The sequence below is a fragment of the Streptomyces misionensis genome (assembly GCF_900104815.1).
Taxonomy (GTDB): Bacteria; Actinomycetota; Actinomycetes; order Streptomycetales; family Streptomycetaceae; genus Streptomyces; species Streptomyces misionensis.
Map to the genome: position 1 here is coordinate 4,310,785 of NZ_FNTD01000004.1, position 25,035 is coordinate 4,335,819.

A 25,035-nucleotide genomic window follows, 5' to 3' on the forward strand; every position below is an offset into this window, starting at 1 on the left:
GAACCCTTACCGCCCATCTGGGGCTGTTCGGGGGCACTCGGTCACATACTGTGCGCCGGGGGTGGCACGATGCTGTCACACGCCGGTCGAGGGGACGGTCAGAACCACATGAGCACTTCCAGCACCAGCGAGCTGCCGGCCCCGCAGGGGACCTTCCGGCCGCCCGTGCAGCGGGCCGACGAGCCCAGGGGCGTCACCGCCTCGCCCGCCCGGCCGTCCGGGCCCGAGCTGTCCCGGCTGAGCCTGCCCGAACTGCGCGCGCTGCGCCGCGACGCCCAGCGCGACGAGGCCGACCTCAGTTATGTGCGGCGCCTGTTGCAGGGCCGGATCGACATCCTGCGCGCGGAGCTGGCGCGGCGCGGCCGGGCGGCGGTGCCCGCGCCGGAGGACGCCTCCGTGGTCGAGCTGCTCCCGGAGATCCTGCGGGACGCCCCGGCCCGGCACCGTTCCTCGGCCCGCCATGTGACCGTCGGCCCCCCGCACAACGAGGAGGTGCGCCGGCTGGCCGCCGAGATGCTCGGCGAGGTGGAGCTGAGCGATCTCACCGCCCGCACCGACCTCGAACTGACCGTCGCCATGAGCCGGTTGGTGCGCAACGAGCAGGAGGTCTCGCGGCGCCGCCAGCGCTTGCAGCACACCGCCGACGGCTGCGGCGGGGAGATCGCCCGCCGCTACCGGGTGGGCGAGGCACAGGTCGACGATCTGCTGGTGTGAGGCGGAAATCGGGGGGACACCCGGCGGGGCGGCTGCCTACGGTGGGCCCATGAACGACGTCCGCACCGTCACCGAGGCCGATTTCGACGACTGGCAGCGCGCCCTGGCCGTGGGCTTCACCGATCCGCCGGTCCTCGCCCGCGAACAACTCGACGCCCGCCGGAAGAAGTTCGTGCCGGGGCGGTACCTGGGGGTCGTCGACGACGGCCGCTGGGTGGCCACCCTGCGCTCCTTCGAGCAGGAACTGACCGTGGTGGGCGGCGGGGTGGTCCCCGCCGACGCCATCAGCGGCGTCACCGTGAGCCCCACCCACCGCCGCCGCGGCATGCTGAGCCGGATGATGGCCCAGGACCTCGCGGCGGCGCGGGAGCGCGGTGACGTGGTCGCCACGCTGATCGCCGCCGAGTACCCGATCTACGGCCGCTTCGGCTTCGGCCCGGCCACCTGGGCGAGCCGGTGGACCGTCGAGACCCGGCGGGCCGGTCTCGACCCGCGCTGGTCGGGCCCGGACGACGGCGGCCGGATCGAGCTGCTGGACGCCGAGGAGGTGCGCAAGCTGGGCCCGGAGCTGTACGACCGGTTCCGCCTCGGCCGGCCCGGCGCGATCAGCCGCGACGAGCTGTGGTGGCAGGAGCACACCGGGGCGCTGCGCACCCACGCCGAGTTCAAGGAGCCGACGTACGCCCTCTACCGCGCGGCCCGCGGCGAGGTCCAGGGCCTGGTGTCGTACGCCAGTGACCGGACCTGGTCGGGCAAGCAGCCCGACCAGACCGCGAACGTCTTCAAGCTGTTCGGGACCACCCCGGCGGCTGAGCGCGGGCTGTGGCACTACCTGTGCTCCATCGACTGGGTCTCCAGGGTCGACAGCGGCTACCGCGCCCCCGACGACCTGCTGCCGCTGTGCCTGCCCGACCCGCGCGCCGCCCGGATCACCGAGCACGGGGACTGGCTGTGGGTGCGCGTGCTGGACGTCGTACGGGCCCTGGAGGCGCGCACGTACGACCGGGAGGGCGCACTGGTGCTGGAGATCGAGGACGAGGCCGGGTTCGCCGCCGGCCGCTACCGGCTGGACGCCTCGCCCTCCGGCGCGTCCTGCACGCCGACCACCGCGAGCGCCGATCTCACCCTGGACGTGCGGGAGCTGGCGTCGGTGTGGCTGGGCGGGGAGTCGCTGCTGCGGCTCGCGGCGCTGGGCCGGGTGCGCGAAGAGCGAGAGGGCGCCGCCCGTCAGGCCGACGCCCTGTTCCGCTCGCCCGGGCTCCCGTGGTGCCCGGACATGTTCTGACCGCTCCCCTCGTCAGCGGCGCTGAACCGGCTATCCGTAGCGGGTTGTTCAGTTGTGGCTGTGCTTGGCGGTGTTCAGTTGTGGCTGTGCGCGTCGTGTTCAGTTGTCGGCGTCTTCAGTTGTGACTGTGCGCTTCGCCGGCCGTCCCCGGTCCGGGCTCCCGGCTCCCCTCCGGTTCGGGGCCCGGTACGGCCAACCACGGGAAAGCTTGACCATGTCAGCCGAGTTGGCTGCCAACTTACTCCACTTATCTCCGCCGGAAGGCGGCTTATAACCAGCTGTCGGTGAACTGCCGGAAGTTGGCGGGAAGTTGTAGGTTTTGTCCGTGGACCCGGAGCACACTGCCGCCAGGGGGCCCCGCGCGGCCCACCGGGAGATCGCCGACGCGCTGCGCGATCGGATCGGCTGAGGCTCATCCATTCGGGCGAGCTGAAACCGGCCAAGATCGATGTGCGCTGGTTCGGTGCGCTGTGGGGGACGACCGGCTCGGAGCTGGAGCCGACCCCGTGGGCGCGCGGCGCCGGCACGGCCAACTCGGCGGAATTGGCAGCCAACCACGGCCGGGTTCGGGCAACTTGGTGTCACTTGATAAACAACTGCGCGACAACTGCCCTTGGATGGAAGTGAGTTGTAGCGTTTGGTTGTGACTCAGGAGCAGGTGGCAGCGAACGGAAGCGGCAGGCACAACCCTCGGGAGATCGCCGGTGTCCTGCGCGAACGCATTCGTGCCGGAGTCCTGCGGCCGGGTGAACGGCTGCCCACCCAGGCGGAGCTGGCCGAGGAGTTCGGCGTGGAGCGCGGTGCGGTGCGCCAGGCGCTGCGGGTGCTGCAACAGGACGGTCTGCTCAGCGATGTGACCAAGGGCAGTCCGCCGCGGGTCGCCGCGCCGCAGTCCGGGCCCGACGAGCCGCAGCCGACCATGGTGGCCCTCGCGCCCCGGCTCACCGAGGCGTTCGCGGCGCCGCACGTGCGCATCGACGCCCTCTGCCTGACCGCGCAGAGCCTGATCCCCGCCCTCGGCGAGCCGCTGCGCCTGATCCACGAGGGCAGGCTGCGCCCGGAGCGGATCGACGCCCGGATCCTGCTGCCGTCCAGGGAGATCAACCTCGCCTTTCCGGTCTCGGTCCAGGCCGGCGGCGCGGAGGACGACGCGGTGCACCAGCGCTGGCTGGCGATGCGCAACGCCCAGGGGCAGGTGCTCCGGTACAACCTCCAGGCCCTGCGCGGCACCCACGACATCGAGGTCGACGTCACCTTCCGGGCGCTGCCGTTCACCCCTCCGGTGAAGCTCTACCTGCTCAACGGGGACGAGGCGCTGTTCGCCCACTACATGATCACGCGCCGCGCCGAGGCCACCGACCGGGGGACGCTGGAGATGTACGACGCGGTCGGCTCCGAGTCCCTGCTCTTCTCCTTCGAGCAGCGGGCCGGACAGCGGGACGCCGCTTTCGTGGAGGAATCGCAGAAGTGGTTCGACGCCCTCTGGGAAACCATCTCCACGGACCTGACACTCTCCTAGTGACTTCTCATACGACTTCTGATGCGAACGAGATCGAGAAGCTTCGTGTACTGATCACTTCCGCCCGGGTCGTGCTGTGGGACTTCGACGGCCCCATCTGCCGGCTGTTCGCCGGCCACAAGGCCGAGCGGATCGCCGCCGACCTGGTCGGCTGGCTGGAGCGGCAGGGTTTGCACGGCCTGCTCACCGAGTCCGAGCGGACGACGCCGGACCCCCAGGTGGTGCTGCGCGCGGTGGGCCGCAGCCGCCCCGGCAGCGACCTCGTCACCGGCCTGGAGGAGCGCCTCACCCAGGAGGAACTGCGCGCCGCCTCCTCCGCCCTGCCCACCGCCTACGCCGACCCCGTGATCCGCACCTGGACCGCCGTCGGCGCCCGGCTCGCCGTCACCACCAACAACTCGCCCCGGGTGGTGCGCACCTATCTGGAGTCCCGGGGCCTGACCGCCTGCTTCGCCCCGCACCTGTACGGCCGTACCGAGCAGCTGCACCACCTCAAGCCGGACCCGCACTGCCTGCTGCGCGCCCTCAGCGCGACCGGCGCCACCCCCGCCGACGCCCTGATGATCGGCGACGCCCCCTCGGACTTCGCCGCGGCCCGCGACGCCGGGGTCCCCTTCCTGGGCTACGCCCGCAACGAGGACAAGGAGAAGCCGCTGCGCGCGGCCGGGGCCACCCACGTCGTCCGTTCGCTGGAACCGCTGTTGCGCCTGCTCAGGGACGGTAGGCGGGCCGGTTAGCCGGTCGGCGCGGCCGGCCACCGCCCGCGCGCGTACCCGGGCACGGGGACCGGCGCCGAACCGGTTCCCGGCCGCCGCCCCGGCACAGCCGGGCGGCGGACCACCCGTTCGGTTACTCCGCCGCGCCCGGAGGCCGCACCGGCCACCACGGGGGAATAGCGTTTCCCCGGACCCGTCGTCCGACAGGTCCTCCCCCTTGTGCGATCGATCCTCGGAGCGGCCAGTGGGCGCACCGCCAGTTCCCCCCACCGCGGCGGCGGAGCGTGCCGGGAGCACACGCACGGACGCCGTCTGCCGCGCGTTCGCGGCCCGTGCCGCGGCCGAGGGGGTGACGCGCGAGGGCCCGCGCCACCGCGACCACGTGCTGCCGCTGACCCAGCCGCTCGCCGGTCTGCTCGGCCGGGCCCCGGGCACGCTCGTGACCGTGCGGCTGCCCCGGCCGGACGCCGCGCCGGCCGTCCGCACCTGGGGCGGCGAGGCGGAGATCCTGCGCGCGGTCCACCGGGTGCTGCCGGAGGCCCCCGAGTGCCTGGCCGCCGGGGACGGTTACCTCATCCACAGCCATGTGGACGGCCGGGTGCCGGAAACCGGCGACGGGCCGCCGCCGGAGGCCGCGGCCGCCCTGCTCGCGGCCGTCACCCAGGTGCGCGGCCCCGCGCTGCCGCCGCTGCCCGCGCACTGGCCGCGCAACCACACCGACTCCCAGGGGTTCGTGCGCACCCTCGCCCGCCTCGCCGACCGGCAGGTCCGCCACCCCGACTGGCGCGCGTACGGCGGCCTGTTCACCGCCCTCGGCGTCCCCGAGGACGCGCTCACCCGGTTCGCCGACCGGGTGCCCGCGCTGACCCGCCGGCCCTACGGCCTCCTCCACGGCGACCTGGGCCCCGGCCGGCTCGTCCGCACGGCCGGCGGGTTGCACTGCACGGGCTGGGAACTGGCGAGCTACGGCGACCCGTTGTACGACCTCGCCGTCCACCTGGTGCGGACGGGCCGCAGCGGTCCCGAGCGCGAGGCGACCGTGCGGGCCTGGGCCGAGGCGGTGCACCGGGTGCGGCCCGCCGCCGTCGCCGGACTCGGCAAGGACCTGCCCCACCACCTCGCGCTCGTGCGCGCCCAGGCCCTCTACGCCGATGTCGTCGGGGCCGTCCGCGCCCTGGAGCGCTCCTTCGGCCCGGCCGCCCTGGCCCGGGCCACCGCCGCCGTGGGCGACGCGCTGCGCGCGGCCACCGAACCGCTGTGCCTCGGCCGGGTGCCGGGCGAGCGCGAGATCGAGCGCGTCCTCTTCCGGCGCGGCGCCTCCCGGCCGGGCCGGCGCCCCCGCGGCATCGGCTGGGTGCCCGACCGGCGGGTCCCCGAGCACCCCGACTTCCCGCACCGGGCGGTCGCCGACGCCCTGTTCCTGGAGGGCGCCGCCCCGGCCGAGCGGGTGTTCAAGGGCGCCACCCACCTGACCACCGTGCTGCGGGTGCCGGGCGCCGGCTTCCCCGTGGTCGTGCGCCGCGAGGTCACCGTCGTGCCGCGCCGCGAACGCAGCTTCCTCAGCGAGCACGCCGTCCTCGCCGCCATCGAACGCTCCGGGGTGCCGGTCGCCGCGCCCCGGGTGCTCGCCCTGGGCACCAGCCACGCCACCGACCCGGCCCACCGCCACCACGCCGACCGCTTCGCCGTCCACACCTACGAGGGCGCCCGCGACCTGGGCCGCCGTCCCGACCACCCGGTGCACGGACTGCGCCCGCACGAGGCGGACTGCCTGGTCGACCAGCTGGCCGCGCTGACCGGGGTCGACCACGCCGGACTCGACCCGCTCGGCGGCCGGCCCGGCTTCCACGGCTGGCTGAACGAGCAACTGGTCGCGCTGGTCGAGGGCCTGCCCCGCGAGTCCCGGCAGACCGCCCGCTTCCTCGGCCTGCCCGACGCCCCCCGGCTGCGGGAGATCCTCGCCCGCCACCGCGTCACCGACCGCGCCCCCGCCCTGCTGCACGGCGACCTGAACCCGTGGAACCTGGTGCGCCGCGACGACGGACCCGCCCTGACCCTCATCGACTGGGAGATGGCCCTGGTCGGGGACCCGCTGTACGAGCTGGTCCGGCACATGCACCTCACCCCGACCCGGCCGGAGATCCGGGACCGGATGTTCCGCCGCTGGGAGGCCCGGCTGCCGGAGCGGTTCACCCGCAACTGGCGCGAGGACTGGCGGGTCTACCGCTGGATCGAGCTGGTCCGCTCGGCCTACGTCGACCTCGACCGGCTGGTGACCGGGTCGAGCCTGGACGCGCCGAACGTGCGGCGGGCGGTGGCGTCGTACGGCATGACGCTGGCGGCGGCGACGGCCTCGCTGGGGCTGTCGGGGCGGCCGGGCGCGCTGCCCCGGCTGGGGCCCGCGTGAGACGTGCGTAGGCTCGCCCCATGGGTGAGACCGAACCGCGTGAGACGGGTCTGCGCGAACGCAAGAAGCAGCGCACGTACCAGGAGGTGTCCGACACCGCCGTACGGCTGTTCCTGGAGCGGGGCTTCGACGCGGTGTCCGTGGCGGAGGTGGCCGCGGCCGCCGGGATCTCCAAGCCGACCCTCTTCCGGTACTTCCCGGCCAAGGAGGACCTGGTCCTGCACCGGATCGCGGACCACGAGACGGAGGCCGCGCGGGTGGTCGCCGGGGAACCGGACCCGGTGGACGCGCTGCGCCGGCACTTCCTCGCCGGTCTGGAGCGGCGCGACCCGGTCACCGGGCTCAACGACCACCCGCAGGTGCTCGCCTTCCACACCCTGCTCTACGGGACCCCCGCCCTGGTCGCGCGCGCCTACCGGCACCAGGAGCGCTCGGAGGCGGCGCTCGCCGAGGCGCTCGGCGGGGACCTGGACGCGCGGCTCGCGGCCGGACAGATCATCGCCGTCCAGCGGATCCTCGCCCTGGACAACTGGCGGCGGATCGCGGCGGGGGAGCGGGTGGCGGACGTGGCGCCGGACGCGGTGCGGGCGGCGGAGCGGGCGTTCGGGCGGCTGGCGGCGGCGGTGCCGGCACGGCCGGGACGCGAGGCCGATTGAGATGCGGTAAAAAATTTAACTCGGTAACGCTTTGGGGTTAGGGTGACGCCATGACGCCAGACCCCGCCCTCACCGACGCCCTGCGGGCCGAGCGCGCCCACCACGACGACTGCCGGGCCGTCCTCGCCGCGATGGTCGAGGGCGCCGACGAACAGGTCGTCATCGGCGAGGACGTCTCCGCCTCCGGTGCCGACGCCGAGGTGCTCGGCTACCGGCTGCGCAGCCAGGCCAAGGCACTGCGCGAACTCCCGCCCGGCCCCCTGTTCTTCGGCCGCCTCGACTTCGCCGCCGACCACCCCGAGCACGGCGGGCACTCCTTCCACCTCGGCCGGCTGCGCATCACCGAGAGCCCCGCCGCCCCGCCCCTCGTGGTCGACTGGCGGGCCCCCGTCTCCCGCGCCTTCTACCAGGCGAGCGCCCGCGACCCGCAGGGCGTCGCGGTGCGGCGGCGGTTCGGCTGGGCGCCGGGCAGCACCGGGGAGAGCGCCGACCTCACGGCGCTGGAGGACGAACACCTGCGCGAGGGCGGTCCCGGGGGCGGGCTCAGGCCCGGCGGGATCGTCGCCCGCGAGATCGAACGGCCCCGCGTCGGCCCCATGCGGGACATCGCCGCCACCATCCAGCCCGAGCAGGACGACCTCGTGCGCGCCGCCCTCGCCGACTCGGTGTGCGTGCAGGGTGCCCCCGGCACCGGCAAGACGGCGGTCGGCCTGCACCGCGCCGCGTACCTGCTCTACACCCACCCGAGGCGCCTCCAGCGCTCCGGACTGCTGATCCTCGGCCCCAACCGCACCTTCCTCGCGTACATCTCCGAGGTGCTGCCCGCCCTCGGCGAGACCGGGGTGCGCCAGTCCACCCTCCTCGACGAGATCGCCCGCCACCCGGTCACCGGCACCGACCCGGCCCCCACCGCCGCCCTCAAGCACGACCCCCGCATGGCCGAGGTGCTGCGCCGGGCGCTGTACGCGCACGTCACCACGGACGGCGTGACCGACCTCGCGGTACCGGACGGCTCCTACCGGTGGCGGGTGCCCGCCGCCGAACTCGCCGCCATCGTCCGGGAGGTGCGGGCGGAGGAGCCGCCGTACGCCGTGGGCCGCGAGCGGGTGCGCACCCGGGCGGTACGGCGGCTGCGCGAGCGCGCCGAGCGGCGCTCCGGGGTGCTGCCCGCCGCCTGGACGCGGCGCATGGAGCACGCCCGGCCGCTCACCGCGCATCTCGACCTGGTGTGGCCGAAGGTCCGCCCGGAGGAGGTGCTGTTCCGGCTCCTCACCGACGCGGGAACGCTGGCCCGTGCCGCGCAGGGCGTGCTGGAGCCCGGCGAGCAGGAGGCGCTGCGCTGGGCGCGGGCGCCGCGCTCGTACAAGTCCGCCCGCTGGTCGGCCGCCGACCTGGTGCTGCTGGACGAGCTGTCCGGCCTGATCGAACACCCCGAGGCGTACGGCCATGTCGTCGTGGACGAGGCGCAGGACCTCTCGCCGATGGAGTGCCGGGCCATCGCCCGCCGCGCCGCCTTCGGCTCGCTGACCGTCCTCGGCGACCTCGCCCAGGGCACCGCGCCCTGGGCCGCCCGCGACTGGTCCGCGCAGCTGCGCCACCTCGGCCGGCCGGACGCGGCCGTGGTGTCCCTGACCACCGGGTTCCGGGTGCCGGCGGCCGTCGTGGCCCTCGCCAACCGGCTGCTGGCCCGCCTGGCGGTCCCGGTCCCGCCCGCCCGGTCGCTGCGCACCGACGGCGAGCTGGCCCTCCACCCGACCGACGACGTCCTCGCCACCACGGTGGCCGCCGCCCGCCGCGCCCTCGCCCGCGAGGGTTCGGTCGGCGTGCTCGCGGCCGACGCGGACGTGCCCGCCCTGTCCCGCGCCCTCACCGAGGCGGGCCTCGCCCCGGCGGCCCCCGACGCGCTCGGCGCCCGCCTGACCCTCGTCCCCGCGAGCCTCGCCAAGGGCCTGGAGTACGACCATGTCATCGCCGTGGAACCGGCCGCCGTCACGGAAGCCGAGGAACGCGGCGCCCACCGGCTGTACGTGCTGCTGACCCGGGCGGTGTCCCGCCTGGACGTGGTCCACGGTCGCCCGCTGCCGTTCTGAGGGGCGCCGGGTGGCGTGCCGGGCATGACCCGACTCGGCGACGGAGCAGCCGACTGCGCCGCCTTCCGGGACGTACCGAACCACCACCCCCGCCGAGATCACGCCCCCACGTACGCCGCCAGGTGCTCCCCGGTGAGCGTCGAGCGGGCCGCGACCAGGTCGGCCGGGGTGCCCTCGAAGACGATCCGGCCGCCGTCGTGTCCCGCCCCCGGGCCGAGGTCGATGATCCAGTCCGCGTGGGCCATGACCGCCTGGTGGTGCTCCACGACGATCACGGACTTGCCGGAGTCCACCAACCGGTCGAGCAGACCGAGGAGTTGGTCGACATCGGCGAGGTGGAGCCCGGTGGTCGGCTCGTCCAGGACGTAGACACCGCCCTTGTCGGCCATGTGCGTGGCCAGCTTCAGCCGCTGCCGCTCGCCGCCGGACAGGGTGGTGAGCGGCTGGCCGAGGGTGAGGTAGCCGAGACCCACGTCGGCCATCCGGCCGAGGATCCGGTGCGCCGCCGGCGTGTGCGCCTCGCCCGCGCCGAAGAACTCCGCGGCCTCGGTCACCGGCATCGCCAGCACCTCGCTGATGTCCCGCCCGCCGAACCGGTACCGGAGCACGGACGCCTCGAACCGCCTGCCCTCGCACTCCTCGCACGTCGTGGAGACCCCGGCCATCATCGCGAGATCGGTGTACACGACCCCCGCACCGTTGCAGTTGGGGCAGGCGCCCTCCGAATTGGCGCTGAACAGCGCGGGCTTGACCCCGTTGGCCTTGGCGAACGCCTTGCGGACCGGGTCGAGGAGCCCGGTGTACGTCGCCGGGTTGCTGCGCCGGGACCCCCGGATCGGCGTCTGGTCGACCGAGACGACACCCGCGCCCGCCGGGATCGACCCGTGCACCAGCGAACTCTTGCCGGACCCGGCGACCCCGGTGATCACGGTGAGCACGCCGAGCGGGATGTCCACGTCGACCCCGCGCAGGTTGTGCGTGGTGGCGCCCCGGATCTCCAGCGCGCCGGTGGGCTTGCGCACCGTCTCCTTCAGCCTGGCCCGGTCGTCCAGATGACGTCCGGTGAGGGTGCCCGCGGCCCGCAGCCCCGCGAGGCTCCCCTCGTAGCAGACCGTGCCGCCCGCCGTGCCCGCGCCCGGCCCGAGGTCCACCACATGGTCGGCGATCGCGATCACCTCGGGCTTGTGCTCCACGACGAGCACCGTGTTGCCCTTGTCGCGCAGTCGCAGCAGCAGCGCGTTCATCCGCTGGACATCGTGCGGGTGCAGGCCGATGGAGGGCTCGTCGAAGACGTACGTCACATCGGTGAGCGAGGACCCGAGGTGCCGGATCATCTTCACGCGCTGCGCCTCGCCGCCCGACAGGGTGCCCGCGGGCCGGTCCAGCGACAGGTAGCCGAGGCCGATCTCCGTGAACGAGTCGAGGGTCTGCCGCAGCGACTCCAGCAGCGGCGCGACCGACGGCTCGGTCAGCTTGCGCACCCAGTCCGCCAGATCGCTGATCTGCATCGAGCACGCGTCGGCGATCCCGAGCCCGTCGATCTTCGAGGAGCGGGCCGCCTCGGTCAGCCGGGTGCCCTCGCAGTCGGGGCAGGTGGTGAAGGTGACCGCGCGGTCCACGAACTCCCGGATGTGCGGCTGCATCCCCTCCCGGTCCTTGGCGAGCATCGACCGCTGGATGCGCGGGATCAGCCCCTCGTACGTCATGTTGATGCCCGCGATCTTCATCCGGGTCGGCTCGCGGTGCAGGAAGTCGGCCAGTTCCCGCTTGGTGTACGAGCGGATCGGCTTGTCCGGGTCGACCAGGCCGGACTCGGCGTACAGACGGTGGTTCCAGCCGCCCGCCTTGTAGCCGGGCACCATCAGCGCGCCCTCGTGCAGCGACTTCGAGTCGTCGTAGAGCTGGGTGAGGTCGAGGTCGGTGACGGTGCCCCGGCCCTCGCAGCGCGGGCACATGCCGCCGGTGATGCTGAAGCTGCGCCGCTCCTTGACCTGCTTGCCGCCGCGCTCCACGGTGACCGCGCCGGCCCCGCTGATCGAGGCCACGTTGAAGGAGAACGCCTTGGGCGAGCCGATGTGCGGTGTGCCGAGCCGGCTGTAGAGGATGCGCAGCATGGCGCCCGCGTCGGTGACGGTGCCGACGGTGGAGCGCGGGTCGGCGCCCATCCGCTGCTGGTCCACGATGATGGCGGTGGTCAGCCCGTCCAGCACGTCGACGTCGGGGCGGGCGAGAGACGGCATGAAGCCCTGCACGAACGCGCTGTACGTCTCGTTGATCAGCCGCTGCGACTCGGCGGCGATCGTGTCGAACACCAGCGAGCTCTTGCCCGAGCCGGACACGCCCGTGAACACCGTCAGCCGGCGCTTGGGAAGCTCGACGGTGACGTCCTTCAGATTGTTCTCGCGTGCCCCGTGCACCCGGATCAGATCGTGGCGGTCGGCGGCGGGCTGTGCGGTGACCTCGTCCATGCGGGCCACGGTAACCGGGGGCGGCGCGGGCGTGCTTCTCCATTCCTGACCGATCCTCTAGGCTGCCCGGCCGTGACGGTGCCTTCGCGCGAGACCCCCCAGGACGAGACCCTCCCGGGCGGCCCCGCGGCCGTCCCGCCCCTGTGGCGCGACCCCCGCTTCACCCTCCTGCTGTCCGCGCGGGTCGTCTCCGTGCTGGGCAACGGCTTCGCGCGGGTGGCCCTCGCCTTCGCGGTGCTGTCGCTGCCGGGCGCGGGCCCGGCCCGGCTGTCCCTGGTGCTGGCCTGCCAGGCGCTGCCGCAGCTGCTGTTCGTGCTGGTGGGCGGGGTGATCGCGGACCGGATGTCGCGTTCGGCGCTGATGGCCGCGGCGGATGTGCTCGGCGCCGGGGCGTACGGCGCGCTGGCCGCCATGGTGCTGACCAAGGTGGCGCCGCTGCCCGGGCTGTGCGTCCTCGCCGTCCTGGCCGGCACGGCGACGGCCCTGTTCGCCCCCGCCTCCGAGGGCCTGGTCCCGCTGCTGGTCCCCGCGGACCGTCTGCAACGCGCCAACGGCCTGCTCCGCGTGGGCACCAACAGCTCCATGCTGCTGGGCCTCGCGCTGTCCGGGGTGACCGTGGCGGCGGTGGGCGCGGGCTGGGCGCTGGCGCTGAACGCCGCGTCCTTCGGGCTCAGCGCGGCGCTGACGGCACGGCTGCGGGTGCCGGCGCGGCCCCGGGGCGGCACCTCCGGCTGGACCGAACTGCGGGAGGGCTGGCGGGAGTTCTCGTCCCGGCAGTGGCTGTGGGTGGTGGTCGCCCAGTACGCCGTCGTGGTCGCCGCGCTGAACGCCAACGCGGGCGTCCTCGGCCCCCTGATGGCCGAAAGCCGGCTGGGCGGCGCGCGCGCCTGGTCGGTCGTCGTGGCGGCGCAGGCGGTCGGCACCATCGCGGGCGCCGGACTGGCCGCCCGGGTGCGGGTCTCCCGCCCTCTCCTCGTGGCGGTCCTGTGCACCTTCCCCTCCGCCGTCCCGATCGCCCTGCTCGCGGCCGCGGCCCCGGTCTGGCTGATCGCCGTCGCGATGTTCGGCGCGGGCGTCGCGAGCGACGTCTTCGGCGTGCTGTGGACCACGACCATCCACCGCGAGGTCCCCGAGCACGCCCTCTCCCGCGTCAGCTCCTACGACTGGTTCGGCTCCCTCTCCTTCGCCCCCCTCGGCCTCCTGCTGGCCGGCCCGGCGGCGACGGCGGTGGGCCCGGCCCACGCGCTGGCGGCCTGCGCGGCGCTGATCACGGCGGCCACGGCGGCGGCACTCCTCGCGCCCGGGGTCAGAGGGCTGCGCGCGCCGACCCCGTAGCCTGCGACCGCCCCGCCGGCCGGCGGGGCGATCCTCACCGCGCCCCGGCGCCCCGCGCGTTCGCGCCCCTCTCCGTGCAGCACGCGGCGACGGTGTCGGCGAAGGCGCGGGCGAGCGGGGTCAGGGCGTCCCAGCGGCGGACGGCCCAGCCGACGGGGAGCGGGGGCAGACCGGGGATGGGGACGAGGCGCAGGCGGTCGCCGTCACCGGCGGAGGGCCGGCCGGGCAGGGCCGGGACCACGGCGTGGCCGAGGCCGAGTTCGGCCAGCAGCAGGGCGGTGTCCCAGTCGGCGACGCTGGTGTCGGAGCTGCCGCGGATGCCCAGTTCGGCGAAGGCGGCGTCGAGGCGGATGCCCGAGGTGGAGTTCTGCGGCAGCCGGATGAGGCTGACCCCCGCGAGGTCGGCGGCGTCGATCCGGGACCGGGCCGCCAGCGGGTCGTCCGCGCGGACGGCGAGCACCCACGGGAGTTCCACGACGGTGCGCTGCTCGACGCCGCGCACCGGCCCGCCGATGGTGACCCACGCGAGGTCCAGCTTGTCGGCGACGAGCGCGTCGAAGCAGCTCCGGCTGGAGGTCTCCGTCTGGAACTCCAGGCTCACCCTCGGGTGGCGCTGCCGGAAGGCGACGATCGCCTCGGCCATGAAGTGCCGTACCGTCGTCCCGCCCGTGGTGACGCGCACCGCGCCGCTGTCGCCGTTGACCAGGTCCCCGAGGCGCCGCAGCGCCAGGTCAAGCCCCGCGATGCCGTCGGCCGCGGCGTCCCGCAGCACGCGCCCCGCCTCGGTCGGCACGACGCCGCGCGGCTGGCGCTCCAGCAGGCTCACCCCGGTCTCCCGTTCCAGCCGCTTCACGTGCTGGCTCACGGCCGACTGCGTGCGGTCCAGCTCCCGGGCGACGGCACTGAGGCTGCCTGCCCGGCACACGGCCACGAAGACACGGAGATCGTCCAAGGTCATACCCAAGCTTTAGCTTGGATGGAGGGAGAAATCCATAGGATTGACTGGGGTTGGCGGCCTCGGGATGATCAGTGCAGGGCCCAGGGCGGCAACCCGTCCGGCGCCTTCGCGGGGGTCCGGACCCCGGGCGGGGGCACGGACGGGTGCCGACCCGAGTGACGGAAGGAACCCGCCTCGTGTCCGCTTCCCTTGCCGAGTCCGCGCAGGCCACCGCGCTGCTGCGGCGGCTCGGCGCCACCCGCGTCGCCCACCCGGGCGGCACCCTCCTCGTGCACCTCCAGCGCGTCCGCGACCTGCTCGCCACCTGGGGCGCCCGCCCGGCCCTCCAGCTCGCGGGCCTGTGCCACGCCTGCTACGGCACGGACGGCTTCCCGGCCGCGCTGCTGTCCCCGGACCGCCGTGGCGAACTCGCCGAGGTGATCGGCGCGGAGGCCGAGGCGATCGTCCACCTCTACGCCTCCTGCGACCGCGCGGCCACCTACCCGGCCCTCCCCGCCCCCGATGCCCCCTTCCACGACCGCTTCACCGGCCGCACCCATGTCCCCGACCCGCAACTGGTCCGTGACTTCGCCGAGTTGACGGCCGCCAACGAACTCGACATCGCCCGCGTCGACCCGGCCTTCCGCGACGCCTGGGCCCCCGAACTCCTCCCGCTCTTCACCCGGCTGCGCCCCCTGCTGACCGACCGCGCCTGGTCGACCTGCCAGGAGGTCCTCGCTCCGCGGGGCCAGGGTCGGGGTGACTGAGCCGTGTCCCTGCGGATGAAACTGGTCGCGATCACGCTCGACTGCCCCGATCCGCTCGCCTTGGCCGACTTCTACCGGCAGGCCACCGGCTTCGCACCGCATCCGAAGTCGGACGCGGACTTCGCGGGTCTGGTCCGCGAGGACGAACTCTTCATCGGATTCCAGCGGGTCGACGACTACCGCCCCCCGCGCTGGCCCGGGCAGACGGTTCCGCAGCAGCTGCACCTCTGCTTCGAGGTCCCGGACCTGGACGAGGCCGAGGCGCGGCTGCTGGAACTGGGCGCGGGCAAGCCCGGTCACCAGCCCCACGACGCCGGGAAGGCGCGGGTCCTCACGGACCCGGCCGGTCACCCCTTCTGCATCTGCCGAGGCTGACGGCGGGGTTCCGTCCCTGCTTCCCCGCCCCCCTCCGCCCCCGGCACACTTTTGCAAGCGGGTGCTTGCAATTGTTAGCGGGGCGGGGCATGGTGGAGGCATGGCATCGCTGAACGTCGGCAATCTCGGTGAGTACCTGCGCGAGCAGCGGCGAAACGCGCAGCTGTCGTTGCGGCAGCTCGCCGATGCCGCCGGGGTGTCCAATCCGTACCTGAGCCAGATCGAGCGCGGGCTGCGCAAGCCGAGCGCGGAGGTGTTGCAGCAGGTCGCCAAGGCGCTGCGGATCTCCGCCGAGACGCTGTACGTGCGCGCCGGCATCCTCGACGCCGAGCGGGACCGGGATGAAGTGGAGACGCGTGCCGTCATCCTCGCCGATCCCTCGCTCAACGAGCGGCAGAAGCAGGTGCTGCTCCAGATCTACGAGTCCTTCCGGAAAGAGAACGGATTCGGGATCGGCGAACCCGCGCGGGCGCCGGACGGTACGGAGGAAGGAACCGGCGACGACGATGCCGGTTCGCGGCGGACGGCCGGCTGACGCCGGACCAGGGCACCGGGCGTCCACCACGAACCAGACAACCTCAGCCGAACGCGAATCCGGGAGGACCATCACCATGGCCATCACCGACGACCTGCGCAAGACCCTCAGCGACCCGACCCCGCTCTACTTCGCCGCCGGCACCGCCGACCTCGCCCTCCAGCAGGCCAAGAAGGTGCCCGCCCTGGTCGAGCAGCTGCGCGCCGAGGCCCCCGCCCGGATCGACAAGGTGCGCAACACCGACCCCAAGTCCGTGCAGGAGAAGGCCGCCGCCCGGGCCAAGGAGGCGCAGGAGACCCTCCAGACCAAGGTCACCGAGCTGTTCGGCGGCCTCGACGTCGACCTGAAGAAGCTCGGCGAGCAGGCCCAGGACCTCGCCCTGCGCGGTGTGGGCGTCGCCGCCGAGTACGCCGTCAAGGCCCGGGAGACCTACGAGAAGGTCGCCGAGCACGGCGAGCAGGCCGTGAAGGGCTGGCGCGGCGAGGCCGCCGAGGAGATCGAGGAGCTGGCCATCGCGGTCGAGGGCAAGCCCGAGCCGGCCGAGGCCGGCGACGAGCCCGCCAAGCCCGCCCCGACCAGGATCGTCACGCCGGAGTCCGCCGCGGAGAAGAAGTCCGCCGCCAAGAAGGCCCCGGCCGCCCGCAAGACCGCCCCCGCGAAGAAGACCACCCCGCCGGCCAAGTGACCGCGGGGCGTCGGAGGCACACGGGCCGGGCACCTTTGGGGTGTCCGGCCCGTTCTATGGGTACGGTGGCGGCGTAGGGACCGAGAGGGAGATCACGGGCGGTGGGAAGCATGCTGATGTTGGGCTTCAGCGGATTCATGGGAATCCTGAAGATCGTCCTCATGGCCCTGGCCGCGTTCGCGCTCGTCGACGCCGCCGTGCGCCGCGAGGACGCCTTCCGCGCGGCCGACAAGCAGAACAAGGTCTTCTGGCTGATCATCCTGGGCATCGCCCTGGTCGTCAGCATCCTGTTCTCGATCCTGTCCATCCTGCCGATCGCCGGCGCGGTGGCGAGCATCGTGTACATCGTGGACGTCCGCCCCGCCCTGCGGCACGTCACCGGCGGCAACGGCTTCGGCCGCCGCCGCGGCAGCAGCAGCGACGGCCCGTACGGCCCCTACAACGGCGGCCGCTGACCCCTCCCGGCCGGTCTACTCCGTCCGGTCCAGCAACACCACGGCCACGTCGTCCGTCAGCTCACCGCCGTTGAGGTGGCGCACCTCCTGCACGGCGGCCCGCAGCAGTTCCTCCCCGCGCAGCCCCTCGGAGAGCTGGCGGCGGATCATCTCCACCATCCCGTCCTGGCCGAGCCGTTCCCCGCCGGTCCCGATCCGGCCCTCGATCAGGCCGTCGGTGTACAGCATCAGGCTCCACCGCGTGCCCAGCTCCACCTGCGTGCGCGACCAGTGGACGCCGGGCAGCAGGCCGAGGGCCGGGCCGTTGTCGTCGTAGGGCAGCAGCTCCGCGGGGCGGCCGGGGCGGGCCAGCAGGGGCGCCGGGTGGCCCGCCAGGCACAGGCCCGCGTGCCGGCCGTCGGGCGCGATGTCCACCGTGCACAGCGTCGCGAAGATCTCCTCGTCCGCGCGCTCGTGCTCCAGCACCTCCTGCAGCGTGCCCAGCAGCTCGTCCCCGCACAGCCCGGCCAGGGTCAGCGCCCGCCAGGCGATGCGCAGCTCCACACCGAGCGCGGCCTCGTCCGGGCCGTGCCCGCAGACGTCGCCGATCATGGCGTGCACCGTGCCGTCGGGGGTGCGGACGGCGTCGTAGAAGTCGCCGCCGAGCAGCGCCCGGGAGCGGCCCGGGCGGTAGCGGGCCGCGAACCGCAGCGCGGAGCCGTCGAGGAGCGGCGTGGGCAGCAGCCCGCGCTCCAGGCGCCGGTTCTCCTGCGCCCGCAGCCTGCTCTCGGTGAGCCGCCGCTCGGCGGTGTCGGACCGCTTGCGTTCCACCGCGTACCGGATGGCGCGGCTGAGCAGCCGGCCGTCCAGCTCGTCCCGGAAGAGGTAGTCCTGCGCGCCGACGCGCACCGCCTCGGCGCCGCGCTCGGCGTCGCCGGAGCCGGTCAGGGCGAGCACGGCGTGCCGGGGCGCGAGCCGGAGGACGTGCCGGAGCACGGCCAGCTCGTCGTCGGTCTCCTTGCCGCCCGGCGCGGGCAGCGCCAGGTCCAGCAGGATGCAGTGGACGTCGTCGGTGAGCAGCCGCTCGGCCTCGGTGAGGTTGCGGGCGGTGCGCACGCGGATCGGCTTGCCGGAGGAGTCCAGCAGTTCGGGCACGATCGGCGAGCCGACCGGGTCGTCCTCGATCAGCAGCAGGGTGAGAGTGGTGCCGCCGGCGGGCGCGGCGTCGCGGTGGGCCTCTTCCTTGAGGGGGGCGCCGACGGCGCCGGCGGCCTGCGCCTGACCACTCTCCACGGCCGGGATCGCTCTCTGCCGCGGTACGGGTACGGGCATCGTCCTGGGTTCCTTCCCTCCCCCCGAGGGCACGGCGGTGTCGAGGGGTCTCGACCCACCGACGGGTGACCATAGCGGGTGGGGCCACCCCGATGGAATGGTGTGAGCCGCGTCGCTCCGGTTCCGGCCGCTGTCATATGCCGCAATCTCTACCGCAGTTGGACAGCCGTCGGGGCCCGGCGGGATGACGAAGCTCACGTCCTGCCCCGGTTTGCACGGGGGTTGGCGGTGGAGTGGGTCACATGGACCGCACGGCGCGGCGCGGAGCCCCGCTCACACCGGGACGAACGCGTACATATGGCGCGGCTCACGCGACCCGGATCACACGGGGAGCCGCCCCGCCCGCCCGGGCCCCGCGGGGTCAGCGCAGCGCGGCCAGACCGGTCCGGGTGGTGGCCAGAACCACCCGGTCGCCCTTCGCCAGCACATGGTCGTCGGGCGTGTCCGTGCGGCCCGCCAGCGCCAGCACCCGCCAGGAACCCGCGCGGAACGCCTCGCGCACCGTCCGCCCCTCCAGCATCGGATGCCCGTCCACGTCGACCGCGGCGAACAGCAGCACCTGCCGCTCCACCGAGACCGCGCCGAGCACCTGCCGCCCGAGCATCGCCCCCGCGAACGCCGGCGCCGCCAGGTGCGTGACGCTCCGGCTCCGGGTCAGCGCGTGCGGATACGCGGCCCGCAGGGTCCGGTACACCGCCGTCGCGAAGTCGTCGTCGTACAGCCGCAGCACCACCCGCAGATCCGGCCGTACCGTGCGCGCGTACAGCGCCGCCTCCAGGTTCGTGGTGTCCGCGCTGGTCACCGCGAGCAGCGCCTGCGCCCGGTGGATCTTCGCGGACTCCAGCACCCCTTCCTGCGTGACGTCCCCGAGCACCACCGGCACCCGCAGCCGCCGTGCCGTCGCGAGCCCCCGCGCCTCGGGGTCGGACTCGACGCACACCACGGGCACGTTCAGCTCCCGCAGCCGCGTCAGCACCCGTGTCCCGATCTTGCCGAGTCCCAGCAGCACCACGTGCCCGCCGAGCCCGCGCGGCGGCTTGCGCAGCGAGGTGGCCGTGCGGAACGTGCCCAGCGCCTCCAGCACCGCGGCCAGCAGCACCGGCAGCAGCAGCAACCCCACCAGCGCGGACAGCAGTTGGAGCAGCTGCCGGCCGAGCGGGGCGCCGAGCGCCGGGTCGTCGATGGCGAACATGTCGAGCAGGGTGAGGTAGAAGGCCCGCAGCGGATGGATCCGGGTCACCGCCCACAGGGCGATCGCCAGCGCGAGCACACAGCCCACCAGCCCGGCCAGCGACCACCGCAGCCGCCGCGAGAACAGGAAAGCGAGCGAGGGCACGACCCCCGCTCCCCGGCCCGGCGCCGCCGACTCGGGACCGCCCGCCGACGACACCTGCTCCAGCACGATCGCGGTCCGCCCGGCGGCCCCCCGCACCTCCTCGTCGTCCGGCAGCAGCCGCGGCTCCTGGTCCCCGCCGGCCACGCCCGCGGGATCGCTGACCGACAGCAGGGCCAGGGTGTGCAGCCCGGAGTCGGCGGGCAGCGGCCGTTCCACCGCGCGCAGCAGCAGCCCCTCGGTCTGGACGACCTTGCTGGTGCCGGCGAGCGCGGTCGCGGCCAGGGCCGGCGCGGCGGTGTCCGCGTCGGACAGCACCGTCGTCGACGCCTCCCGGCGCGCGTCGCCGCCACCACCGCTCGCCAACGCGGCCGCCTGGTCGAGGAGTTCCTCGATGTGCTGGCCCAACCGCCAGTTGTACAGCCGCAGTACGAGCCGCAGCCTCGGATTGAGCCGGCGGGCGGTCAGCGCGGCGCGGATGTTGGTCTCGTCGTCGTCGTGCACGAGGGCGAGCGCGGCGGCCCGTTCCACCCCGGCCTCCGCGAGCACCGCCTCGGTCAACTCACCGGCCTCCAGCACCGGTTCGCCGACCGGCGCACCGGCCGCGGCCGACGGGGCGGGTGCGGTGGGTGCCCCGCCCCGCGCGCCGACGGCCGCGCTGACCACCCGGTCCAGCAGCGCCGCCGACGCCGCCCGGGCCCGGCCGACCACCGGCGGTCCCGCCGTGCGCTCGCTCGGCGGCACCACGAGGGTGACCTGCTCGCCGTACACCCCGCGCAACTCGGCGGCCAGCCGGTGCGCCAGCCCGTCGTCCCCGCACACCACCATGTGGGGTGCGCCGGGTCCCCCTTGAAACGGAACACTCGCCACGAAGGGAAAGACTGCCTCAGCGGGAAGCCTGGTTCCACCGCCGCCCCGGCCGCCGGTCGACGGTCAGTGTCCTTCCGCGGCCGCCTTCTCGAAGTCGAACCGCGCCAGATCCGCGAGCCACACCCGCGCGTTGCCGTCCGACGGGGCCCGCCAGTCGCCGCGCGGGGAGAGCGAGCCGCCGGCCGAGACCTTGGGCCCGTTCGGCATGGCCGAGCGCTTGAACTGGGCGAACGCGAAGAAGCGGCGGCAGAAGACCTCCAGCCAGCGCACGATCTCCGTGAGGTCGTACGCCACCCGCTTGGCCTCGGGGAAGCCGGGCGGGAAGGCGCCGGACGCGGTGTCGTGCCAGGCGTGCCAGGCCAGGAAGGCGATCTTCGAGGGGCGGAAGCCGTAGCGCAGCACGTGGAAGAGGGTGAAGTCGTGCAGCGCGTACGGGCCGATCTTCGACTCGGTGGACTGCATCTCCTCGCCCGGCACCAGCTCCGGGCTGATCTCGGTGTCCAGGATCGCGGCCAGGATCGAGCCGGTCTCCTCGTCGAACTGGCCGCTGCCGATCACCCAGCGGATCAGGTGCTGGATCAGCGTCTTGGGCACGCCGGAGTTCACGTTGTAGTGGCTCATCTGGTCGCCGACGCCGTACGTCGACCAGCCGAGCGCCAGCTCGGAGAGGTCGCCGGTGCCCAGCACGATGCCGCCGCGCTGGTTGGCCAGCCGGAACAGGTAGTCGGTGCGCAGACCCGCCTGGACGTTCTCGAACGTGACGTCGTACACCGGCTCCCCGGCGGCGAACGGGTGGCCCATCTCCTCCAGCATCAGCCGCGCGGTCGGCGTGATGTCCAGCTCCGCCGCGGTCACCCCGAGCGCCCGCATCAGCCGGTGCGCGTTGTCCTTGGTGTGGTCGCTGGTGGCGAAGCCGGGCAGGGTGAAGGCGAGGATGTCGCTGCGCGGCCGGCCCGCCCGGTCCATCGCGCGGGCGGCGACGATCAGCGCGTGCGTGGAGTCCAGGCCGCCCGAGACGCCGATGACCACCTTGGGGCCGCCGATCGCCGCGAGCCGCTGCTGGAGGCCCTCGACCTGGATGTTGTAGGCCTCGTAGCAGTCCAGGGCGAGCCGGTCGGGGTCGGCGGGCACGAACGGGAACCGCTCGACGCGGCGGCGCAGCCCCAGGTCGGCGCCGACCGGCGGGTCCAGCCGGAAGGAGACCGTGCGGAAGTCGGCGGTGCGGGCCGCGTGGGTACGGCGGTTGTCGTCGAAGCTGCCCATCCGCCGGCGCTCCTGCTGCAACAGGTCCAGATCGACGTCGGCCGCAGCGAACTGGTCGCCGAGCGGGAAGCGGTCGGACTCGGCCAGCAGCACCCCGTTCTCGTAGATCATGGTCTGCCCGTCCCAGGACAGGTCCGTGGTCGACTCGCCCAGACCGGCCGCCGCGTAGACGTAGGCGGCGAGGCAGCGGGAGGACGCGGAGCGGCACAGCAGCTTGCGGTCCTCGGCGCGGCCGACGGTGATCGGGCTGCCGGACAGGTTGGCGAGCACCGTCGCCCCGGCCAGGGCCGCCTCCGCGCTCGGCGGCACCGGCACCCACATGTCCTCGCAGATCTCCGCGTGCAGCACCAGGCCGGGCACGTCCTCCGCGGTGAACAGCAGATCCACGCCGAACGGCACGTCCGCGCCGTCGATCCGGATGGTGCCGCCGCGCTCGTCGTCGCCCGCGGCGATCTGGCGGCGCTCGTAGAACTCCCGGTAGTTCGGCGGGTACGACTTGGGGGCCACGCCGAGGATCCGGCCGCGGTGCACCACGACCGCGCAGTTGTAGACCCGGTTGCGGTGGCGCAGCGGGGCGCCGACGACCAGCACCGGCAGCAGGTCCGCGGAACCGGCGACCACCTCCCGCAGGGCCGCCTCGACCGCGTCCAGGAGCGGGTCCTGGAGCAGCAGGTCCTCGATCGAGTAGCCGCACAGCACCATCTCGGGGAAGACGGCGACGGCGACGCCCTCCTCGGCGCACCGGCGCGCCTGGCGCAGGACCGCTTCGGCGTTGGCGCCGGGGTCGGCGATGACGGTGTGGCCCGTGCACGCGGCGACGCGCGCGAAGCCATGCTGATAGATCGACCAGAAGTTCACACAGGGAAGCCTAGAACTTCTCCTTCATGGCGGTCACCGGCGCTCGCCTTCGCCCCGAACCGGGACGTACAGTTACCCCTAGGGGTATTGCTTGAGGAGTGAGTGTGGAACTGGATCTCGAGGGCGCGTCCCTGAAGGCCGTGCTGAACCGGCTGCGGCGGGCGCAGGGGCAGATCTCCGGCGTGATCCGGATGATCGAGGAGGGGCGGGACTGCGAGGACGTGGTCACCCAGCTCGCCGCCGCCTCGCGGGCGCTGGACCGCGCCGGGTTCGCGATCATCGCCACCGGGCTCCAGCAGTGCGTGGCCGACATCGAGTCGGGCCGCAAGAACGGCGAGGACGCGGAGGCGATGCGGGCGCGGATGGAGCGGCTGTTCCTGTCGCTGGCGTGACCGCCTCACCGGGCCGGCTCCCCCGGCGGCCTGGGCATCGGCCGCGGCCGGTCACCTCGTGCGCTCGGCCGGGCGCCGTCCGGTCGTCGGCGCTGTCCCCGTCGCGGACCCCGTCCGGGGGCGTGCCCGGTCACCGGCACGGGGGCCTTTCGCCCGCCCGCGCGCGGGCCGTTCGGCCCTAGCCCGCCGCCGCACGCCCCGCCTTCACTGGTCCGGCGGCCCCCTGACCTCCACCGGCAAGGCGGAACAGCCCGATGACCAGTGACACGACCACCGGCGCCACTCCCCGGCAGCGGGACCGCCGGAGCAGCCCGCCGGACGCCCCGGCACCCACGGCCACCGGCTCCCGCGCCTTCGCCTGGCTGCTGATCATCACGGGAGCGCTGGGCATCCTCGCCTCCTACGTGATCACGGTCGACAAGATCCAGCTGGTCCAGGACCCGGACTTCAGCCCCTCCTGCAACATCAGCCCCGTGCTGTCGTGCGCCGACGTGATGCGCAGCGACCAGGCGTCCGTGTTCGGCTTCCCCAACCCCCTCCTCGGCCTCGCCGCCTACCCCGTCGTGGTCGCCGTCGGCTGCGCGCTGCTGGCCGGCGCCCGCTTCCGGCGCTGGTTCTGGCTCGGCCTGAACGCCGGCACGTTGTTCGGCGCGGGCTTCTGCATGTGGCTGATGAGCCAGGCGCTCTACGAGATCGGCGCCCTGTGCCTGTGGTGCTGCCTGGCCTGGGCCGCCACCATCGCCATGTTCTGGTACACCACCGCGCACAACCTGACGCACGGCGTCGTCCGCGCCCCGCGCGCCGTGGTGGCGGGCGTCCTGGAGTTCCCCTGGGCGGTGCCGCTCACCTGGTACCTGGCCATCGCGATGCTGATCGCCACCCGCTGGTGGGACTACTGGCGGTCGCTGCTCTGATCCCAGCTCCGCTGCCGGCCAGTTCGCCGCCGGCCGTCCTGTCGTCGGCTGCTCGGCTGCTCGGCTGCTCGGCCGTCGGTCGCCCCGTCACTGGCTGCTCGGCCGCCGGCCGTCCCGCCGCCGGTTGCTCGCGCTGCCAGTTGTCCTGCCGTCGGTTGCTCGCGCTGCCGGTAGTCCTGTCGTCGGCTGCTCGGCCGTCGGTCGCCCCGTCACTGGCTGCTCGGCCGCCGGCCGTCCCGCCGCCGGGCGCGGCGGGGCCGAACGGCCCCGCCGACCGGCCCTGCCCGCCCCCTTGTTCGCCCGGTTAGCGTCGCGCAATGGAGCTCAAGAACATCCCCGACCCGGGCTTCGCGGGCGACGACGGCTCGCCCGAGCCACGGCTGGCCGCCGCGCTCGCCGCGTGGTCCGAGGACCCCCGCGAGGCGACGGAGACCGAACTGCTCGCGCTGCTGGCCGACGCCCGCCCGCTGGTGCCGGTCGTCGCCGTGCTGGGCGAGACGGAGACCGGCCCGGACGGCCGCGAGGGCGAGAAGACGAGCGACATGGCCGTCGCCACCCTGCGCCTGCCCGACGGCCGCCGGGGCCTGCCCGCCTTCACCAGCCTCGCGGCGCTGGGCCGTTGGCGCCCCGACGCGCGGCCCGCCCCGGTCCCGGCCTGCAAGGCGGTCGAGGCGGCGTGGCACTCCGGGGCGTATACCCTGCTGATCGACGTCGGCGGACCGGTCTGCTACGAGCTGTCGGGCGCCGCCCTGCGCGCGGTCGCCGAGCGCCGGCCCCATCTGCCCCCGTCGCGCGACCCCGAGATCGCCGGCGCCCTGCGGACGGTCCTGGCCCGCCACCCGGCCGTGCGCCGCGCCCATCTGCTGCCCGCCCCGGGCGACGACACGGACGCCCGGCTCGTCGTCGTACCGGCCTCGTCCGGCACGGACGACCAACTCCCGTCGATCGCCCACCAGTTGGTCGGGGCCGTGCGCGACTTGGCCGCCGACCTGGCCGCGGACCCGCTGCTGCGCGTCCGCCTGGACCGCGGCCTGGACCTCGCGGTCGTACCCGAGGCCCGGGCGGTCCCCGGGCCGCCCCTCTACCGGCGCCACTGACCGGGGAACGCGGCAAGAAGGGCCGCCCGGCCCCACCGGCGGCCGGAGGCGGG

At 74.3% G+C, this 25,035-nt stretch carries 21 protein-coding genes; 16 read left to right on the plus strand and 5 right to left on the minus strand.

The genetic code is table 11. The annotated features are described in order from the left end of the window. Positions 1-108: 108 nt before the first annotated feature. From BLW85_RS21240 to BLW85_RS21270, 7 genes are all read left to right on the plus strand, one after another. Positions 109-714: an RsiG family protein gene (locus tag BLW85_RS21240; protein WP_071828758.1), complete on the plus strand. Its 606-nt coding sequence runs from the start codon at positions 109-111 to the stop codon at positions 712-714. Between the two features lie 49 nt (positions 715-763). Next, positions 764-1,999, plus strand: coding sequence for a GNAT family N-acetyltransferase (locus BLW85_RS21245; RefSeq protein ID WP_074992866.1), 1,236 nt, complete (start codon positions 764-766; stop codon positions 1,997-1,999). A 637-nt stretch (positions 2,000-2,636) separates the two neighbouring features. Further along, entirely contained in the window at positions 2,637-3,518 is an 882-nt protein-coding gene (locus tag BLW85_RS21250) for a winged helix-turn-helix domain-containing protein (protein WP_070022102.1), read from the plus strand. Continuing rightward, positions 3,518-4,255, plus strand: coding sequence for an HAD family hydrolase (locus BLW85_RS21255; RefSeq protein WP_239697821.1), 738 nt, complete (start codon positions 3,518-3,520; stop codon positions 4,253-4,255). Before BLW85_RS21250 ends, BLW85_RS21255 begins: the two co-directional genes overlap by 1 nt. A gap of 223 nt (positions 4,256-4,478) precedes the next feature. Next, the gene (locus tag BLW85_RS21260) at positions 4,479-6,641 is read left to right on the plus strand and encodes a phosphotransferase family protein (RefSeq protein WP_074992867.1); all 2,163 of its coding nucleotides are present in this window, start codon (positions 4,479-4,481) and stop codon (positions 6,639-6,641) included. A 20-nt stretch (positions 6,642-6,661) separates the two neighbouring features. Beyond that, positions 6,662-7,297: a TetR family transcriptional regulator gene (locus BLW85_RS21265; protein WP_070022100.1), complete on the plus strand. Its 636-nt coding sequence runs from the start codon at positions 6,662-6,664 to the stop codon at positions 7,295-7,297. 50 nt (positions 7,298-7,347) lie between these two features. Further along, positions 7,348-9,387 (plus strand): HelD family protein, encoded by a 2,040-nt coding sequence (locus tag BLW85_RS21270; protein ID WP_074992868.1) that lies wholly within the window; start codon positions 7,348-7,350, stop codon positions 9,385-9,387. A 98-nt stretch (positions 9,388-9,485) separates the two neighbouring features. On the opposite strand, the gene BLW85_RS21275 is transcribed toward BLW85_RS21270, so the two are convergent. Further along, positions 9,486-11,855 carry an ATP-binding cassette domain-containing protein gene (locus BLW85_RS21275; RefSeq protein WP_074996155.1) on the minus strand — a complete coding sequence of 790 codons (2,370 nt, stop codon included), beginning with the start codon at positions 11,853-11,855 and terminating at the stop codon, positions 9,486-9,488. Between the two features lie 72 nt (positions 11,856-11,927). On the opposite strand from BLW85_RS21275, the gene BLW85_RS21280 reads away from it, so the two are divergent. Further along, positions 11,928-13,190, plus strand: a complete 1,263-nt coding sequence (locus BLW85_RS21280) for an MFS transporter (RefSeq protein ID WP_244174896.1) — start codon at positions 11,928-11,930, stop codon at positions 13,188-13,190. A 34-nt stretch (positions 13,191-13,224) separates the two neighbouring features. Here BLW85_RS21280 and BLW85_RS21285 read toward each other — a convergent pair whose 3' ends face one another. Continuing rightward, positions 13,225-14,148, minus strand: coding sequence for a LysR family transcriptional regulator (locus tag BLW85_RS21285; protein WP_074992869.1), 924 nt, complete (start codon positions 14,146-14,148; stop codon positions 13,225-13,227). Positions 14,149-14,324: 176 nt separating this feature from the next. On the opposite strand from BLW85_RS21285, the gene BLW85_RS21290 reads away from it, so the two are divergent. The 5 genes from BLW85_RS21290 to BLW85_RS21310 all read left to right on the plus strand — a co-directional run bounded on the left by BLW85_RS21290 (position 14,325) and on the right by BLW85_RS21310 (position 16,944). Next, positions 14,325-14,894 (plus strand): DUF6817 domain-containing protein, encoded by a 570-nt coding sequence (locus BLW85_RS21290; RefSeq protein WP_070022094.1) that lies wholly within the window; start codon positions 14,325-14,327, stop codon positions 14,892-14,894. A 15-nt stretch (positions 14,895-14,909) separates the two neighbouring features. Beyond that, a complete protein-coding gene (locus BLW85_RS21295; RefSeq protein WP_071828762.1) occupies positions 14,910-15,269 on the plus strand; it encodes a VOC family protein in 360 nt (119 codons plus the stop codon). Positions 15,270-15,369: 100 nt separating this feature from the next. Next, on the plus strand, positions 15,370-15,804 hold the full coding sequence (locus BLW85_RS21300; protein WP_074992870.1) for a helix-turn-helix domain-containing protein: 435 nt from the start codon (positions 15,370-15,372) through the stop codon (positions 15,802-15,804). Between the two features lie 76 nt (positions 15,805-15,880). Further along, positions 15,881-16,489, plus strand: a complete 609-nt coding sequence (locus BLW85_RS21305) for a hypothetical protein (protein ID WP_070022088.1) — start codon at positions 15,881-15,883, stop codon at positions 16,487-16,489. A 110-nt stretch (positions 16,490-16,599) separates the two neighbouring features. Beyond that, positions 16,600-16,944 (plus strand): DUF2516 family protein, encoded by a 345-nt coding sequence (locus BLW85_RS21310; protein ID WP_177330071.1) that lies wholly within the window; start codon positions 16,600-16,602, stop codon positions 16,942-16,944. A 15-nt stretch (positions 16,945-16,959) separates the two neighbouring features. On the opposite strand, the gene BLW85_RS21315 is transcribed toward BLW85_RS21310, so the two are convergent. The 3 genes from BLW85_RS21315 to BLW85_RS21325 form a co-directional block, all read right to left on the minus strand. Continuing rightward, complete coding sequence (locus BLW85_RS21315) at positions 16,960-18,255, minus strand: fused response regulator/phosphatase (protein WP_071828757.1); 1,296 nt, start codon at positions 18,253-18,255, stop codon at positions 16,960-16,962. 361 nt (positions 18,256-18,616) lie between these two features. After that, positions 18,617-20,416: an NAD-binding protein gene (locus BLW85_RS21320; RefSeq protein WP_074992871.1), complete on the minus strand. Its 1,800-nt coding sequence runs from the start codon at positions 20,414-20,416 to the stop codon at positions 18,617-18,619. A 105-nt stretch (positions 20,417-20,521) separates the two neighbouring features. Then, positions 20,522-22,579 (minus strand): NAD(+) synthase, encoded by a 2,058-nt coding sequence (locus BLW85_RS21325; protein WP_074992872.1) that lies wholly within the window; start codon positions 22,577-22,579, stop codon positions 20,522-20,524. 104 nt (positions 22,580-22,683) lie between these two features. On the opposite strand from BLW85_RS21325, the gene BLW85_RS21330 reads away from it, so the two are divergent. From BLW85_RS21330 to BLW85_RS21340, 3 genes are all read left to right on the plus strand, one after another. Further along, positions 22,684-22,971 carry a metal-sensitive transcriptional regulator gene (locus BLW85_RS21330; protein WP_070022079.1) on the plus strand — a complete coding sequence of 96 codons (288 nt, stop codon included), beginning with the start codon at positions 22,684-22,686 and terminating at the stop codon, positions 22,969-22,971. A 254-nt stretch (positions 22,972-23,225) separates the two neighbouring features. After that, positions 23,226-23,885 carry a vitamin K epoxide reductase family protein gene (locus tag BLW85_RS21335; RefSeq protein ID WP_070022078.1) on the plus strand — a complete coding sequence of 220 codons (660 nt, stop codon included), beginning with the start codon at positions 23,226-23,228 and terminating at the stop codon, positions 23,883-23,885. A 317-nt stretch (positions 23,886-24,202) separates the two neighbouring features. After that, positions 24,203-24,982 carry an SseB family protein gene (locus tag BLW85_RS21340; RefSeq protein ID WP_074992873.1) on the plus strand — a complete coding sequence of 260 codons (780 nt, stop codon included), beginning with the start codon at positions 24,203-24,205 and terminating at the stop codon, positions 24,980-24,982. Positions 24,983-25,035: the final 53 nt, after the last annotated feature.